Here is a 16,118-nt window from a genome sequence, read left to right on the forward strand (position 1 = left end):
CCTAGGTCCGGGCCGGGGTGTGGGTGGCGATGAACTGGGCGGAGCGCTCGAAGATCAGCGGCGCGTCGTAGTCCAGGGTGGCCACGTGCAGACTGTGCGGCAGGTCCACCCGCTGGATCTTCGAGTTCGGCGCCAGCCCGTCGAACAGGGCGCGCACCGAGGCGTCGGAGACCACGTTGTCGCTGGCCGAGCGGAACAGGATGATCGGGCAAGTGACCAGCGGCAGGCGCCGGCGGGTCTGCTCGAATAACCGGTGCAGCTGGGCGACGGCGGCGACCGGGGTGCGCGTGTAGGCCTGCTCGTCGGCCCCGGGCAGGGCGATGTCGTTGCTGATCGGGGAGGTGGAGCGCACCACCCAGCGCAGGTACTTCGTGTACGGCGCCAGCGGGGAGTCCACGACCAGCCCCGGGTTGGTCAGCAGCAGCCCGGCCACCTCGCGCCGGGTCGCCAGGTGCAGCGCCAGCGCCCCGCCCATCGACAGCCCGGCGACGAACACCGTGCGGTACCTGGCCGCCAGTTCGTCAAACGCCTGCTCGGTGGCGTGGATCCAGTGCGCGTAGGGCACTTTGACCATGTCCTGCCAACGGGTCTCATGCCCGGGCAGCAGCACCATCTGGGTGTGGTAGCCGGCCTGCTCAAGGGCCTGGGCCCAGGGGCGCATGGCGGTGCGCGCGCCGGTGAACCCGTGGATCAGCAGCACCGCGACCTCGTCCTTGCGCGGAGCGGGTGCCTGCTGGGCATCCGCGGACAGTTGCGCTTGCGCTGGGACGTGCGCGTCCGCGGTGGTGGCCGCGTCGCTGTTGTTGGGGTGTGGTTGGGGGTGCATCAGCCTGCCTTTCTGCCGCCTCACACCTCGAGACTAGTGCACAATTGGTTACAGGGAGCCACGCGGTCGGCGAACACCGCCCCCGGCCCTGCGGTAACCTGCGATTCATCACCGACACCCGAAGGAACCCAAGAAACGTGCTGTATGACTTCCTCAAGCGGTTCGCGGTCCGCCCCCTGCTGAAGATCTTCTTCCGCATCGACCTGACCGGCACCGAGCACGTGCCGCCCACCGGCGCGGCGATCCTGGCCTCCAACCACCTGTCGGTCTCCGACTCGGTGTTCCTGCCCGCCAGCCTGGAACGGCCCGTGGTGTTCCTGGCCAAGGACGAGTACTTCAACGGCACCGGGTTGAAGGGGCGCTTCACGGCCTGGTTCTTCCGCTCGATCAACCAGCTGCCGATGGACCGCTCCGGGGGAGCGAAGTCGGCCCAGTCACTGGCCAGCGCCGCCGGGGCGCTGGCCGAGGGCAAGCTGCTGGGCATCTACCCGGAGGGCACCCGCTCCCCGGACGGCCGGCTGTACCGGGCCAAGCTCGGGGTGGCGAAGCTGGCCCTGGAAAGCGGGGCGCAGGTGATCCCGGTGGCGATGATCGACACCCACAAGGTCCAGCCCATCGGGCGGCGCATCCCGCGCCCGGGGCGGATCGGCATCCGCATCGGCCAGCCCCTGGACTTCTCCGACCGGCGCGGGCAGGCGCAGGATTCGCAGGTCTTGCGCCAGGTGGCCGACGAGATCCGCGAGGCGATCGGGCAGCTCTCCGGGCAGCAGTACGTCGACGTCTACGCCCCGCGCAAACGCTGAGCCGCCAGACCGCGGCCGGGTGCGCGGTCTGGCGGCTGCGTCCAGCGGCGGCGCGGCTGCGTCCGGCGGGCCCGGGGATGGCCAGTGTTACGGGCCGATGTTACATTCGCCGCAGTGCTTTTGGTGCCCGGCCCGTAGACTTGGAAGGGTGACTGAAGTATTCCGAACCCCACTGCCAGGCTCCTCCGTAGCCGGCCCCGCAACCGACCCAGACCTGGACCTTTGGCGCAACCTGCCGATCGCCCAGCAGCCGACCTGGAGCGAGCACGCGGACTATAGCGCCTCGATTGCCGAGCTGGGTTCGCGACCACCATTGGTCTTCGCCGGCGAGGTCGACATCCTGCGCGCCCGCCTGGCCGCCGCCGCCCAGGGCAAGGCGTTCCTGCTCCAGGGCGGGGACTGCGCCGAAACCTTCGACGGGGCCACGGCCGATAAGATCTCGGCCCGGGTGCGCACCATCTTGCAGATGGCCGTCGTGCTCACCTACGGCTCGTCGATGCCGGTCATCAAGATGGGCCGCATGGCCGGGCAGTTCGCCAAGCCGCGCTCCTCGAACGATGAAACCCGCGACGGGGTGACGCTGCCGGCTTTCCGCGGGGAGATCGTCAACGGGTTTGACTTCACCCCCGAATCCCGCGCCCACGACCCCAAGCGCATGGTCACCGCGTACAACACCTCCGCGGCGACGCTGAACCTGATCCGCGCGTTCACCCAGGGCGGGTTCGCGGACCTGCGCAGCGTGCACTCCTGGAACCAGGGGTTCATGGCCAACCCGGCGCACTCCGCCTACGAGCAGCTGGCCGGGGAGATCGATTCGGCGATCCGCTTCATGGACGCCTGCGGTGCGGACTTCGAGGCGCTCAAGCGCACCGAGTTCTTCGCCTCCCACGAGGCCCTGCTGCTGGACTACGAGCGGGCGCTGACCCGCACCGACTCGCGTACTGGCCTGCCGTACGACACCAGCGGGCACTTCCTGTGGATCGGGGAGCGCACCCGCCAGCTGGACCACGCCCACGTGGACTTCCTCTCCCGGGTGCGCAACCCGATCGGCGTGAAGCTGGGGCCGAACACCTCGGTGGAGGACACCCTGGCGCTGATCGAGAAGCTGGACCCGACCCGCGAGCCGGGCCGGTTGACGTTCATCACCCGGATGGGGGCGAAGAACATCCGCGAGAAGCTGCCGAACCTGGTGGAGAAGGTCACCGACTCCGGCGCCCAGGTGCTGTGGGTGACCGACCCGATGCACGGGAACACCGTGACCAGCCAGAACGGGTACAAGACCCGCAACTTCGACGACGTGATGGACGAGGTGCGCGGCTTCTTCGAGGTGCACGACGAACTGGGCACCTTCCCCGGCGGCCTGCACGTGGAGATGACCGGCGACGACGTCGCCGAATGCCTCGGCGGCGCGGACCCGATCCGCGAGGAGGACTTCGACAACCTCTACGAGTCGGTCTGCGACCCGCGGCTGAACCACCGCCAGTCCCTGGAGATGGCGTTCCTGGTCTCCGCGGCGCTGAAGAAGCGCGGACGCCGCCGCTAGGCGATCACCCCGTGTGCCCTCCCGGCCCACCGGGTTAAGCCAGAACATCCCCGAGCACCGCTCGGGGATGTTCTGCGTTAAGCCGGATCCACCGAAACAAGGAGAACGGATCGTCCGGAACCGGTTCGGGCCGGACGGAACCGAACCGGGCCAGGTGGAAGCGATCCGAACCGGACGGGAAGCCGGCCGGTTAGAACACGTACAGCGTGATCGTTGCGCCGCGCTCGGCCTGTTGGTTCAGCGGCGTCTGCAGGCGCACCGTGCTGGAGTGCCCGCCGAGCATGTCACGGGTCTCGACCTGGAACCCGGCCTGCTCCAGGGCGGACACCGCCTGCTCCACCTCCTGGCCGATCACCGAGGGGATCTGCACGTACTCCGGGCCCTGGGAAAGCTGTACGCTGATGCTGCCCCCGGCCGGAACCGTGCCCTCGGCCGGGTCCTGGACGGCCACCTGGCCGCGCGGGACGTCGCTGGAATACACCGGCTCGCCGACCTGCAGGCTCAGGCCCAGTTCCTCAACGGCCCCCCGGGCGGCCTGCTCATCCAGCCCCACCAGGGAGGGCACGTTCACCGGCGCCGGGCCGGCGGAAACCACCAGGGAGGTCGCGGTCTTGCGGGTCAGCTGCTCCCCGGCGGCCGGCTTGCTGGAGATCACCTGCCCCTCGTCCACGCTCTGTGAGTACTCCTGGCCCACGCTCGGGGCCGACAGCTGCATCTGCTGCAGCCGCTGGCGGGCGGCGGAGGTGTCCATCCCGGTCACATCGGGCATCTGGAACAGTTCCGGGCCCCGGGAGATCACCAGCTCCACCCCCTGGAAGCGCATGATGTTCTCACCCTCGGCGGGGTTCGAGTCGATCACCCGCCCGGGGGCGACCTCGTCGTCATAGGCGTTGTTCACCCGCACCGGCACCCCGGCGGATTCCAGGCGCTGCACCGCCTGGGCCTGCACCAGGCCGCTGAGCGAGGGGATGTTCACCACGCTGCCCGGCCCGCGCCCGAAGAACCACGCCCCGGCCGCGACCAGGGCCACCACGGCCAGCAGCAGCACCGAGACCAGCACCTTCTGCGCCGGGCTCCTGGGCTTGCCCAGCCGGTGGGTGGGCACCTGCGCCTGCCTGCGCCACTGGCGCTGCGCCCGCTTCAGCTCCCGCTTTGAGGGCGGCTCGTCGGCGGACTCCTCCGCCATGGCGGTGGCCCCGGAACGTTCCTCGCGGGGCATGGCCATGGTGGCCGGGGCGTGGTGCTGCCCGGAACGCTCGTGGGCGACGGTCGCCGGCTCGCTGGCCTGCCGGTAGGCGGTGGTGTGCGCTTCGCGCGGATCCCCGCCCGCGTCCGCAGCGGCATCCTCGGTACCGGTCCGCTGCTCCCGGTCCCCGGCCGCCTGCGGCTCGCTCCCGTGGGCCTCGGTGGCCGGCGTGTCGGCGCCCAGCGCCTGGGTCGGCTGGCCCGCGGCATCGAGCACCGTGGTCGGATCCTGCGCGGCCTGCGGCTCATCGTGCCCGTCCTGCCCGGCGCCGGCTGCGGCTGCGGCGGCGTTGGGCCGCACCCACCACGGGTCGCGCTGCGCCTCGCGTTCGCGCTGCCAATGATCCAGGCGCTGCTGCACGGTGGTGGGGTGCTGCACCGCCTCCGGGATGAGATCACCGATCCCGCCGTAGGTGTCCGCTCCCAGATCCAGCTGCTCGTCGCTGAGCGTGGTGCCGATCTGGATCACCTCGTCAAGCAGGAACCCGGCGTCCTGTGGCCGGTTCTCCGGGTCCTTCTCGGTGCAGAAGCGCACCAGCTCGTCCAGGTCCTGGGCCAGGCCCGGCACACGGGTGGAGGGCAGCGGGGTTTCGGATTCCAGGTGGTGGCGCATCAGCGCCGGCACGGTCGCATCCGGGTAGGGCAGCTGGCCGGTGAGCATCTGGAAGATCATCACGCCCACCGCATAGATGTCACTGCGCGAATCCGCCGGCTGGCCGGAGACCAGCTCCGGTGAGGCGTACTGCAGGGTTGCCAGCAGCGTGCTGGACTGGGTGTGCGCGGTGGCGACCCGGGCCAGGCCGAAGTCGGTGATCTTCACTTCGCCGTTGTCGGCCATCAGCACGTTGCCCGGCTTCATGTCCCGGTGCACGATGCCTTCGCGGTGCGCGGCGGCCAGCCCGCGGCAGATGCTCTCCAGCACGTTCAGCGTCTGGCGCGGGGTCAACCGCCCGCGCCGGCTGATCAGCTCGTGCAGGTTCTGGCCGCGCACGAACTCCATCACCAGGTAGACCAGGCTGCCCGAGGCGTTGTGGTCGCGGGTGGAGACCACGTTCGGGTGGTTGATGTTCGCCGCGATCACCGCCTCGGAGGCAAAACGCTCCCGCACCTGGGGATCACGCGCGTAGTTGTCGTTCAGGATCTTCACGGCCACCGGACGGTGCAGCCGCCCGTCAACGGCGCGGTAGATCCGCGACATGCCGCCGTACCCGATCAGCTCATCGAGCCGGTAGCGGTCATCGAGCAGCTGGCCGGTCAAATGGTCGTGCAATGGCGCGCTCATGGTCTGCCCGCACGCGCGATCATCGGGCGGGTACCGGTGCTGTGCGTCACGGGCGGCTCCTTTCATACGTTGGCACTAGGTTCAATCTACCTAGCGCAGCTGGGAATTTAGCTAGTTAACCACCCGGTGACGGCATCGATATGGCAACAATTGCCCGCTGCGCGCAACTGCCGGTTAACGAGCCGATCCGCCAGAACCGGTGCGGTTCTGGCGGATCGGGTGAAGGCTTGCGCGGGCGATGACCCAGGCACCGCCCCAGCGGCAGGTGCCTAGGAGGCGCGGCGGGCCCGGGCGGCGCGGCGCTTGAGGGCCCGACGCTCGTCCTCACTCATGCCGCCCCACACGCCGGCATCCTGGCCGGACTCGATGGCCCACTGCAGGCAGGTTTCCACGACTTCGCAACGGCGGCAGACGCTCTTGGCCTCTTCGATCTGCAACAAAGCCGGTCCTGTGTTCCCCACGGGGAAGAACAGCTCCGGGTCCTTGTCCAGACACGCCGCGCGGCTACGCCAATCCATGCTTATTGATGCTCCTTGAAATTGCCGGGAGGTCCATCCGGGTTCCACGTCCGCAGGGATCGGCTGGCAATGCTGCAACGGCCGGGGGAGTGGAACTCGTGTCGCTGTGTGCGAGACGAACCGAAATCTTCATAGTGTCCGGCAAGCACTGACTTCCGGAACCAACTTCATAAGGTTTTCATGTTACAGGTAAGTAAACAAGGGTCGTTTTAGGGAAATCAGCGGTAAACCCTGAGTGCTTAGTCACAAACCGCACTACGAATCATTGCGTACCGCAGCGGCCCGAATTTGACAATGGGTTCCTGAATCACATTTCGGTCCAAGCAGCGCTGTTTGGCCAGATCCCGCGCGGAAACGATAGATTTAAACCCGTGAGCAACAACGAACTTTCCGGTGCCCGTCCCGCCAGCGTGAAGACCGTGGCGGCACTGGTGCTGCTCGAAGCGGTGGCCGTGCTGGCCTATGGCATCAACTACCTGATGCACATCAACGACCCGGGCGTGCTGAACATGTCCGGGCGAATCTTCATGGTGGTCCTCTGCCTGGCCGCCGGCGTCTGGCAGGGTTGGGTGGCTTTCAGCTTCTTCAAGGGCCGGGCCTGGACCCGGGCCGCGATCGTGGCCTGGCAGCTGTTCCAGGTGATCCTGGCGACCACCTATTTCCAGACCGAGCTGATTGGCGCGGCCGTGGCCGCGTTCTTCGTGGCCGCCATCGCCCTGGTGCTGCTCTTCGCCCCGCAGACCACCGCGTTCCTCGGCGACCGCAAGACCCACTAGCCGCCCACCCCGCCACCGTCACCTCAAGATGATTGCGGCCGGTGTGGCGGCGTCGCGCCTCGACGAGTGGGCGTTTCAGGGGTGGGGGATCAGCACCTGCCGCGGCTGGCCGGCAATGCTGCATACCGCCCGCCACGATCCATCGGTTCGCTCCGCTTCCGCGGCCGCCAGCGGGCCCCAGGCCAGCGGCTGCAGGTCCAGGGGATGGCGCGGCTCAATCACCACCACCTCGCGTTCATCGATCTGCAGTCCGGGCAGCCCGAATTCGTAGGCCAGCCGCATCGAGGGGGCGCAGAACACCACCGGCGCGCAGCCCTGCTGTGCCAGCTCGTTGATCAGACCCAGCTGCCCGGGCCCGACCGCAGTTTCCAGCAGGAAGCCGGCCCGGCGGGGGCCCGGGTCTGCGGCGGGTGGCGGCGGGTGCTCCCCGTCCGCTGCGGTTTTCCGGTGCAGCGTCATTGCCCAGCGCGAGCACAGGACTTCGGCGACAGTGCGGCGCAACCCGGGGTCCGCAACCAGCACGAAGCCGATCCGCTGCGGGAAGAAGGTGACCGGCTCACCCAGCAGCCCGCCGACCCCCAGCGGATACCCCCGCGGATATTCCCGCGGATAGTCGCGCGCCGGCGCGGCGTTGACCGCACCAGATGATTGCAGCGTGGTGAAGCGCGGCCGGTTAGGCGGCGGTGCGGCGATCTGCGTCAGCTGGATGGTGCGGGTGCCGCCAGCGGCGTCCACCGCCACCCCGCGCCCCTCCAGCGCGGAGACGACCGGCAGCTTCGGCCACATCATCTGCAGCGACTGCGGGGCGCCCAGCGGGAAATACCACCGGGCGGCGCACAGCTGCGCGCACTTGAGCGCCGAGGTGTCCCGATCGCCGATGAGCACCACGTTCGCCCCGCTGCCCGCGGCCTGGCGAATCACCGTGCCCAACACGTCGTCAAGGCGGGCGAAGAGGGCCGGGGGCAGGGCGGCGGCCAGCGCGCCCATGTTGCGCACCACCACCAGCACGTCATCCAGTGCGCGGCCCGCGGCCAAAAAATCCAGGGCGTCGGCCACGCGATAGGCGTCCTGGCCGGTGAACAGCAGCAGGTGCGGTGCGTGCCCGGGCGGGGACGGGGCGGCCGCGGCCCGGATTTCGGGCAGCGGGGCAGCATCAAAGTACAGGATCCGCCGCGGAATCCGGGCCAGCTGCCCGGCCAGGTAGGCGGTGCCGGATTCGGGCAGCCCGTGCACCAGCAGGGCACCTGCCGCGGCCGTGGCGGGTAGCAGCGGACCCCACGTCCCCGCGGCGAGCTCATCCACCCAGCCGCACGCGCTCTGCCCGGGTTCCAGGGCGGCCGGTGCCATCCCAGGCGGCAGCGCTGGCGCACCGAGCCCGGTCGGCAGCGACGGGGCAAAGGGGCTGGGCACCGGGGCGCTGTCCGCCCAGCGTGTGGCCAGCGCGGTGACGTGGGCATCCAGCAATCCCATCGCCTCCGCCGCCGTGGGCGCCCGCCCGAAGGGCTTGGGGGAGGTGACGCCAAAACCCCGGCGGTGCCGTTCGACGAGCATCCCGTACGGCGCGGTCGGGGCGGCCAGCGCAAAGCGCAGCACCCGGCGCCCGATGGTGGGCGAGGTGAGCACCGCCTGGCCCGGCAGCGTGAAGTGGGCGGCCTGCGGGGTGCCGACCAGGTCGCTGGATTCGGCCGGATCCCTGACCCGCAGGGCGATCACCGTGTTGATGTTTGCCCGGGTCTGCCCGCTGAGGGTGCCGCCGGGTTTTTGCGTGGACAGCAGCAGGTGGATGCCCAGCGCCCGGCCCACCGTGGCGATCCGGTCGATGCGCTGCGCGGCGCCGGGCGCATCGTCCAGGAACACCCGGAACTCGTCGACGATGACCAGCAGCCGCGGCAGCGGCGGATCCTGGTGGCCGCGGTGTTGGCGGTAATGGGCGATGTCGCTGCATCCGTGCGCGTGCAGCAGCCGCTCGCGCCGCCCGATCTCCAGCTCCAGCTGCTGCAGCATCCGCAAGGCACCGGCCGTGTCCAGGTCGCTGGCGAACAGCTGGGTGTGGGCCAGCGCGGCGAAGACGGACAGGCTGGCCCCGCCCTTGAAATCCACCAGCGCCAGCGCCAGGTCCCCCGGAGCGTACCGGGCGCTCAGCTCGGTGATCATCCGGCGCAGCGCCTCGGACTTGCCCGACCCGGTGGTCCCGGCCAGCAGCAGGTGCGGCCCGTCGCGCAGCACGTCCAGCTGCACGGCGGCGCCCTGGTCATCCACGCCCAGCGTGCAGGTCAGGGTCTCCGCCGCGCCAGTGGTCTCCGCCGGGCCAGCGGCGTGCGCCGGGGCCCGATGAGGCCCGGGCAGCAGGGGTTGGGTTGCCCGGTGCTGCAGCAGCAGCGATTCGACCAGCCGGGCGAAATGTTCGGGCGCCAGCCGGTGCAGACTGTCCAAGCGTGCCTGTGGATCATCCAGCTGGCACGCCAGGGTGTGCACGTCGATCCACTGCACGTTCTCGCTCACCGGCCCCGGCCCCAGACCCAGCACCAGGGCGCCGGGCACCGCAGCGGCGGCTCCGGCGAGCACGTAGACCGGCGGATTCCGGCCCACCTCACCGCCTCGGGTAATCCCGGCACCGGTATTGGCCGGGGGCAACGGCCCGGCCAACGGCAGCGCTTGCGCCCCATGGCCCGGCGGCACCCCGAGGCGCACGCCGGGCAACAGCAGCAGCGTGCTGGGCAAATCCGGCAGGTGCGGATCGAGCACCAGCTGCCGGGTCCCGCACACCACCGAGGGCAGCAGCTGGGCGAGCAGCGCCAGCAATACCGGCACCGCCTGCGCGGGGCGGCTCGCCCGCAGCTGCCAGGCCCCGGTGGGACGCAGCGCGAACACCGGGCTGGCGGAGGCCAGGCTGCCGCGCCGGCCGGGCTCAAGGAACCGGTGCTCACCCGTGCTCCCGGCACCCCCACCCGGTGCCCCGCCCGGGGCGCCGGCCCCCGGATCCCACACCCCGTCGCCGAAGAGCAGCGGTGGTGGGCTGGTGGCGCCCAGCCACCGGTATTCGGGGCCGGCCCCGGCCGCAATCACGGCCCCCAGGGGCGGAGCCAGCTGGCGGCGCAGCCGCAGCAGGTCGGAGGTGTGCTGCCGGGCCTGGCCGATCCACCGCCGACGCTGGCGCAGCAGCCCCAGGGCGGGAATCAGTCCGAACCCGGCCGACACCCCGGAGATGAGCAGGAAGATTTTCGAGCCGGTCGCCGCCAGCAGCACCAGCCCGATCGCCAGCGGCACCAGTGCGGCGCCCAGCAGCGTCAGCAGCCGGCCCAGCTCCGGCCGGCCCGGCAGCACCGGCACCGTCCGCGGCCAGTCCAGCCCCGCGGCGGGCAGCTGCGCCAGCGGGTCATCAACCCGCAGCTCGGTGCCGCCCAGGCGCAGCCGCATCCCGCGGCGCAGCTGGATCCGGCGCACGGGGTGAAACGCGCCGTGCTCGAACACCTCCAGCCGCGCCCCGTTCTCAGCGTGCAGCATGATGCGCTGGGCATCGACCTGCACGCTGGCGTGGCGGCGTGAGACGGCCGGGTCATCGAGCCACAGCGGGGCGCAGCGCCCCACCTGATGCCGCCCGGGGCGCAGCAGCAGCCGGGCCCCGGCGTTCGGCCCCTGCGGCACGTAGAGCTGCAGCCCGCCGCCGGCCCGGCGCCCGGGATCCGCCAACGCACCATCGCCGGGCAGGTCGCTGAGCAGCAGCCGGGCATCGCGCGGCAGCGGCCCGAGCTCCTCCAGCGCCCGCGCCCCGCAGTACCAGCGCGGCACATCGAACTGGGTGTCCAGCACCTCCTGCACCCCCGCCCCGTCCAGGGCGCCCTCCGCCTGCAGCATGAACTGCCGCGGCCTGGCGAACGCCGCGGCGCACAACAACAGCTCCACCGGCCCACCGCCTTCCCCTACTTCCCCTGATCTTTCACCGCCGGGCGTGCCGCCGGCACGCCCATCAACCCACGCGCTGAGCTGTGCGCTTGGCGCGGTGCGCGCGAATGTGGACAGCGCGGGGCACCACGGGTTTGTCCACACTCTTTGGCGCACCCCTTGAAAGCCGTGCGCGGCGCCGATAGCATGCGTGATCAATGGATCACAGGTGGGGCTGTGCTGGGGCTGGCCGACACCTTGCTGCGTTGGCTGCAGCCCGGCATCGGTGCCAGGCGGCCGACGGTACCCCGGCCACGGGAGGCGCAAGAGTACCGTTGGGCGAAAGGACCCGGCCGTGGAAGCCCTGTCAGTCGTTGAGGACGAGGTCCGTGAGCTGGTGCGCCGCCAGGGCCTGGACCCGGCCACCGAGCCGCACCGCATCCGCGCCCTGATCGATGAGGTGGTGCGGGATTACGATGAGCGGGCCCTGCTCGGGGCGGTGCCGCAGCTGGGGGAGCTGGAGGCGGCCAAGCGCAGCGTTTTTGACAATGTGGCCGGGTTCGGCCCGCTGCAGCCGCTGCTGGATGACCCCGGCATCGAGGAAATCTGGGTCAACGCCCCGCACCAGGTGTTCTGCGCCCGCGGCGGGCGCAGCGAGCTGACCGGAATCCGGCTGGACGCCGGGCAGATCGCCGCACTGGTCGAACGGATGCTCAAGGCATCCGGGCGGCGCCTGGACCTGTCGCAGCCGTTCGTCGACTGCCAGCTGCCGGATGGGTCGCGGCTGCACGTGGTGATCCCGGACATCACCCGAGAGCACTGGGCGGTGAACATCCGCAAGTTCATCGCCCGCGCCGCGCGGCTCGATGACCTGGTCGAACTGGGTTCACTGAGTGAAGACGCGGCGTTCTACCTTTCCTGCGCGATCGGGGCGGGCATGAACGTGATCGTCACCGGCCCCACCCAGGCCGGGAAGACCACCATGCTCAACTGCCTCTCCTCGGCGATCGGCCCGCGCGAACGGGTCATCACCATTGAGGAGATCTTCGAACTGAACTTCGCGCTGCGTGACCAGGTGGCGATGCAGACCCGCCTGCCGAACCTGGAGGGCACCGGGGAGATCACCATGCGCCGACTGGTCAAGGAGGCGCTGCGCATGCGCCCCGAGCGCATCATCGTCGGGGAGGTGCGCGAGGCCGAGGCGCTGGATCTGCTGATCGCGTTGAACTCGGGCATCGCGGGCCTGTGCACCCTGCATGCCAACTCGGCGCGCGACGCGATCATCAAAATGTGCACGCTGCCGCTGCTGGCCGGGCCGAACATCACCAGCGACTTCGTGGTGAAAACCGTGGCGACCTGCGTGGACGTGGTGGTGCACTGCACCCGCGACGGGCAGGGCCAGCGCTTCGTGGAGGAGATCCTGGCGGTGCCCGGGCGGGTGGAGGACGGGCAGATCGAAACCTCCACGCTCTTTGAGCGCACCTCGGGCCAGCTGCGCGCGGCCGCCGGGGCGGACTGGGCGCACCAGAAGTTCCAGATCGCCGGGGTCAACATGGCCGAACTGATGGGGGAGCGGCTATGAGCCTGCTTCTGGGGGCGCTGCTGGGCGTGGGCGCGGCGCTGATTCTCGACTGGCTGCTCTACGAGCCGTGGGTGCGCCGGCGCAAACCGCGTGCCCGCATCCAGGGCGCGCTGCTGCAGGCCGGGATCGCGACCGTGCGCCCCTCCCGGTTCGTGCTCGTGTGCCTGTGCACCGGGTTCTGTGCCGGGCTGCTGATTCTGGCGTTGACCGGCTCCTTCCTGTTCGGCGCGCTCTTTGGCGGGTTCGGGCTGCTGGCCCCGTGGGTGTACCTGCGCTACCAGGCGGCCAAACGGCGTGCGGCGCTGCGGGAGCAGTGGCCGGAGGTCGTCGATCACCTGCGCTCGGCGGTGCGCGCCGGGCTTTCGCTGCCCGAGTCGCTCAGCCAGCTGGCCGAGGTCGGCCCCGAGACGCTGCGCCCGGCCTTCCGCGACTTCGCCCTGGACTACCGGGCCACCGCCAGGTTCTCCACCGCGCTGGAGCACCTGGGCGAACGCCTGGCCGACCCGGTGGCGGACAAGATCCTGACCACCCTGAGCATCACCCGGGAGGTCGGCGGCACCGAACTGGGCCAGACCCTGGGCACGCTGGCCGCGTTCCTGCGCGACGATGTCAAGACCCGCGGCGAGCTGGCGGCCCGCCAGTCCTGGATCATCTCTGCGGCCCGGCTGGCGGCCGCCGCCCCCTGGGTGGTGCTGCTGGTGCTGGGCACCCAGCCGGCGGCGATCGCCGCGTACTCCACCCCGGCCGGGGTGGCGGTGCTCGGCTGCGGCCTGGCCGTCTCCTTCATCTGCTACCGCATCATGCTGCGTTTGGGCACGCTGCCGGTGGAGGAACGGGTGCTGATATGAGTATCTCGGTGGCGAACCTGGCCGTGCCGGGCCCCTGGGGGAGCAGCGGCGCGGGGCTGAGCATCGCGGCGGTGAACTCGCCGCTGCCCTGGGCGATCCTGCTTGGCGCGCTGCTGGGCGCCGGGCTGTGGGTGTTCGTCTGCGCGCTGCCCCACTTCCGCGCCCCCACCCTGGCCGAACGCATCGCACCCCACCTGCGGGTGGGCATGCGCTCCTCGCGCATGCTGCAGGACGCCTGGCGTTCCGAGGGCCAACGCAGCACCCTGGGCCAACTGGCCGCACCGCTGATGAACCAGATCCGCCGCCTGGCGATGCTGCACAGCCCCGGCTCGGACACGGTGCGCCGGCGGCTGGCCGCCGCGGGGCTGACGATGAGCGTTTTGGACTACCGCACCCAGGAGCTGAGCTGCGCCATCCTGGGGCTGCTCACCGGCACCACGCTGGCCGCCCTGCTCGCCTTCGGGCGGGGCACCGGCCCGGCCCTGGCGCTGATCGTGGTGCTGGGCGGCGGGCTGCTGGGCTTCATGGCGCGCGGCTGGTGGTTGGGCGAACAGGTGCAGCAGCGCTCGCGCAAGATCCTGACCCAATTCCCCACGGTCGCCGACATCCTGGCGCTGACGGTCGGCGCCGGGGAATCGACCACCGGGGCGTTGGAGCGGATCTCGCGGATCTGCCGCGGCGCCATCGGTGAGGAATTCACCACCACCATCCACGACATCCGCTCCGGCACGCCGATGACTCAGGCCATGGAGAACATGTCCGACCGCATCCAGATCGGGGCGATGACCCGGTTCGTCGACGCCATCGTGGTGGCCACCGAACGCGGCACGCCCCTGGCCCAGGTGCTGCGCGACCAGGCCCAGGACGTGCGCGACGCCTCGAAGCGGGAACTGATGGAACTGGCCGGAAAGCGGGAGGTGGCCATGCTGGCGCCGATCGTCTTCGGCGTGCTGCCGCTGACCGTGATCTTCGCGGTCTTCCCCGGACTATCGCTATTGGAGATGAGCTATTGAACCGACGCTGCCACCTCCGCCCACGTCATCGACCCGCCGGGCCCACCCGCCCGCCGCGCTGCCGACGACCCGCCGCACCACCTGCCAACCCACAGACCCGCTCCGACGGTAAGGAACACGAAAATGAAAACCCTCGAACACCACCTGAACACCCTGGTGCTGATGACACTTGACCTGCTGCGCCGGCTGGGCGAACGCCTCGGCCCGAAGCTGCGTGAGGAACGCGGCGACGTGCCCGGTTGGGTGATGATCACCCTCATGTCCGCGTTGCTGGTCGCGGCCCTGCTCGCCGTGGCCGGGCCGCGGCTGCAGGAACTGTTCAACCAGGCCATCGACCGGGTCTCCGGGATGGGGTAGGCGCGGCAGCCTCATGTCCACCTACCACAATCCGGCCAGGGCCCGCCCAGCGAGTTCGGCCACCGCCCAGCGTGGCTCGGCGGTGGCCGAATTCGTCATGGTCGCGACCCTGCTGATCGTGGTGGGGCTGAGCATCGTGCAACTGGCCCTGGCGCTGCACGTGCGCAACACCCTGATCGACGCGGCCACCAACGGGGCCCGCTACGGGGCGCTGGCCAACCGCAGCGTCGAGGACGGGCGCCAGCGCACGGCGATGCTCATCAGCCAGAGCCTGAACCCCGGTTTCGCCCAGGACATCAGCGCCTCCACCAGCATGGTCGGGGACCACGAGCTGGTGGAGATCACGGTGCGCACCCGGGTGCCGCTGATCGGGCTGCTGCCCAACGGCTGGCAACTGGAAGTCAGCGGCCAGGCGGTGCGCTATGGCTAGGGCGCTCGCCGAGCCGGCCTGCCGCCGCCCGTATAGCCGCCGCGGCCGCCGCGCAGCCCGACCGGTTGCGCGGCGGCGGATAGCGCTTCCAGCCCCGCTGGCCGATGACCGGGGCAGTTCCATCGTCGAATTCATCTTCACCAGCACGCTGGTGCTGATCCCGATGATCTACCTGGTGCTGGCCGCCGGGCAGATTCAGGCGGCCAGCTACGCCGCGGTGGGCTCCGCCGACCACGCGGCCAAGGTCTTCGCCGCCAGTACCGAGGCCTCCGCGGCCGAGGCGTACGCCCACGACGTGGTGGGCCGCACGCTGCGCGACTTCGGGATCCCGGCGCAACAGGCCCAGACGACGATCAGCTGCAGCCCGGCCTGCCTGGAACCTGGCAGCACGGTCAGCGTCAGCGTCACGGTGCGTGTTCCGCTGCCGCTGCTGCCCGAGGGCTTCACCGCCTCGGTGCTGACGGTCGACTCGGCCGCGACCCAGCGAGTTGACCGCTTTGGGTAGCCGCGGCCCCTCCCTATCGGCAACCCCCGCCCGACGGCCCGGGACGGTGCGGGCACTGGCCCGTCGCCTGGGCGCCGAGGATTCGGGCCAAAGCCTGGTGCTGGTCATCGGGCTGGTGGCGATCACGCTGTTGACCATCAGCATCGTGCTGGCGGCCAGCGCCGTGAACCTCAAGGCCCGCCAGCTGCTGGCCGCCGCGGACGGGGCGGTCATTGCCGCGGTCGACGAATTCGAGCTCGTCGGCGAGGGCCCCAAACCCGAGATCCGGCTCAACGAGCAGCAGGTGTCCCAGGCGGTGCGCCGCTACCTGGCCGATACCCAGGCCCACGGCCGCTTCGACGACCTGGGGGTGGGCGAGGTCGGCATCCTGCCCGACGGGCAGGGGGCCACCGTGCAGCTGACCGCCCGGGTGACCCCGCCGATCGTCGGCTGGCTGGTGCCGGCCGGGATCCCCATCCACGTGGACGCCACCGCCCGCACCGTGCTCAGCCGCTGAAAACCGGTGCGT

Annotated in this window: 14 protein-coding genes; 10 read left to right on the plus strand and 4 right to left on the minus strand. The window is 70.6% G+C overall.

The genetic code is table 11. The annotated features are described in order from the left end of the window. Position 1: 1 nt before the first annotated feature. Positions 2–826, minus strand: a complete 825-nt coding sequence (locus tag FDN03_RS00085) for an alpha/beta fold hydrolase (protein ID WP_138172921.1) — start codon at positions 824–826, stop codon at positions 2–4. Positions 827–963: 137 nt separating this feature from the next. Here FDN03_RS00085 and FDN03_RS00090 point away from each other — a divergent pair, with 137 nt between their 5' ends. Together FDN03_RS00090 and FDN03_RS00095 are read left to right on the plus strand one after the other, a co-directional pair. Next, entirely contained in the window at positions 964–1,629 is a 666-nt protein-coding gene (locus FDN03_RS00090) for a lysophospholipid acyltransferase family protein (protein WP_138172922.1), read from the plus strand. Positions 1,630–1,777: 148 nt separating this feature from the next. Further along, positions 1,778–3,172: a class II 3-deoxy-7-phosphoheptulonate synthase gene (locus FDN03_RS00095; RefSeq protein ID WP_138172924.1), complete on the plus strand. Its 1,395-nt coding sequence runs from the start codon at positions 1,778–1,780 to the stop codon at positions 3,170–3,172. A gap of 190 nt (positions 3,173–3,362) precedes the next feature. On the opposite strand, the gene FDN03_RS00100 is transcribed toward FDN03_RS00095, so the two are convergent. Next, positions 3,363–5,699 carry a Stk1 family PASTA domain-containing Ser/Thr kinase gene (locus tag FDN03_RS00100; RefSeq protein WP_171021071.1) on the minus strand — a complete coding sequence of 779 codons (2,337 nt, stop codon included), beginning with the start codon at positions 5,697–5,699 and terminating at the stop codon, positions 3,363–3,365. Positions 5,700–5,968: 269 nt separating this feature from the next. After that, complete coding sequence (locus FDN03_RS00105; RefSeq protein ID WP_138172928.1) at positions 5,969–6,217, minus strand: WhiB family transcriptional regulator; 249 nt, start codon at positions 6,215–6,217, stop codon at positions 5,969–5,971. A 371-nt stretch (positions 6,218–6,588) separates the two neighbouring features. Here FDN03_RS00105 and FDN03_RS00110 point away from each other — a divergent pair, with 371 nt between their 5' ends. Continuing rightward, positions 6,589–6,993, plus strand: a complete 405-nt coding sequence (locus FDN03_RS00110) for a hypothetical protein (protein WP_138172930.1) — start codon at positions 6,589–6,591, stop codon at positions 6,991–6,993. Between the two features lie 75 nt (positions 6,994–7,068). Here FDN03_RS00110 and FDN03_RS00115 read toward each other — a convergent pair whose 3' ends face one another. Next, complete coding sequence (locus tag FDN03_RS00115; RefSeq protein WP_171021072.1) at positions 7,069–10,896, minus strand: FtsK/SpoIIIE domain-containing protein; 3,828 nt, start codon at positions 10,894–10,896, stop codon at positions 7,069–7,071. 334 nt (positions 10,897–11,230) lie between these two features. Between FDN03_RS00115 and FDN03_RS00120 the strand changes: the two genes are divergently transcribed. The 7 genes from FDN03_RS00120 (at position 11,231) to FDN03_RS00150 (ending at position 16,106) form a co-directional block, all read left to right on the plus strand. Continuing rightward, positions 11,231–12,457 (plus strand): ATPase, T2SS/T4P/T4SS family, encoded by a 1,227-nt coding sequence (locus FDN03_RS00120; protein WP_138172934.1) that lies wholly within the window; start codon positions 11,231–11,233, stop codon positions 12,455–12,457. Beyond that, complete coding sequence (locus tag FDN03_RS00125) at positions 12,454–13,305, plus strand: type II secretion system F family protein (RefSeq protein WP_138172936.1); 852 nt, start codon at positions 12,454–12,456, stop codon at positions 13,303–13,305. Before FDN03_RS00120 ends, FDN03_RS00125 begins: the two co-directional genes overlap by 4 nt. Then, positions 13,302–14,318 (plus strand): type II secretion system F family protein, encoded by a 1,017-nt coding sequence (locus FDN03_RS00130; protein ID WP_246049782.1) that lies wholly within the window; start codon positions 13,302–13,304, stop codon positions 14,316–14,318. The genes FDN03_RS00125 and FDN03_RS00130 overlap by 4 nt, the downstream gene beginning before the upstream one ends. Before the next feature lie 162 nt (positions 14,319–14,480). Continuing rightward, positions 14,481–14,675: a hypothetical protein gene (locus tag FDN03_RS00135; RefSeq protein WP_138173078.1), complete on the plus strand. Its 195-nt coding sequence runs from the start codon at positions 14,481–14,483 to the stop codon at positions 14,673–14,675. Positions 14,676–14,688: 13 nt separating this feature from the next. Further along, complete coding sequence (locus FDN03_RS00140; RefSeq protein WP_138172938.1) at positions 14,689–15,105, plus strand: TadE family protein; 417 nt, start codon at positions 14,689–14,691, stop codon at positions 15,103–15,105. Next, positions 15,098–15,610: a hypothetical protein gene (locus FDN03_RS00145; protein WP_138172940.1), complete on the plus strand. Its 513-nt coding sequence runs from the start codon at positions 15,098–15,100 to the stop codon at positions 15,608–15,610. Before FDN03_RS00140 ends, FDN03_RS00145 begins: the two co-directional genes overlap by 8 nt. Next, positions 15,594–16,106, plus strand: coding sequence for a hypothetical protein (locus FDN03_RS00150; protein ID WP_171021073.1), 513 nt, complete (start codon positions 15,594–15,596; stop codon positions 16,104–16,106). Before FDN03_RS00145 ends, FDN03_RS00150 begins: the two co-directional genes overlap by 17 nt. Positions 16,107–16,118: the final 12 nt, after the last annotated feature.

The organism is Glutamicibacter sp. V16R2B1, assembly GCF_005774635.1.
Classification (GTDB): domain Bacteria; phylum Actinomycetota; class Actinomycetes; order Actinomycetales; family Micrococcaceae; genus Glutamicibacter; species Glutamicibacter creatinolyticus.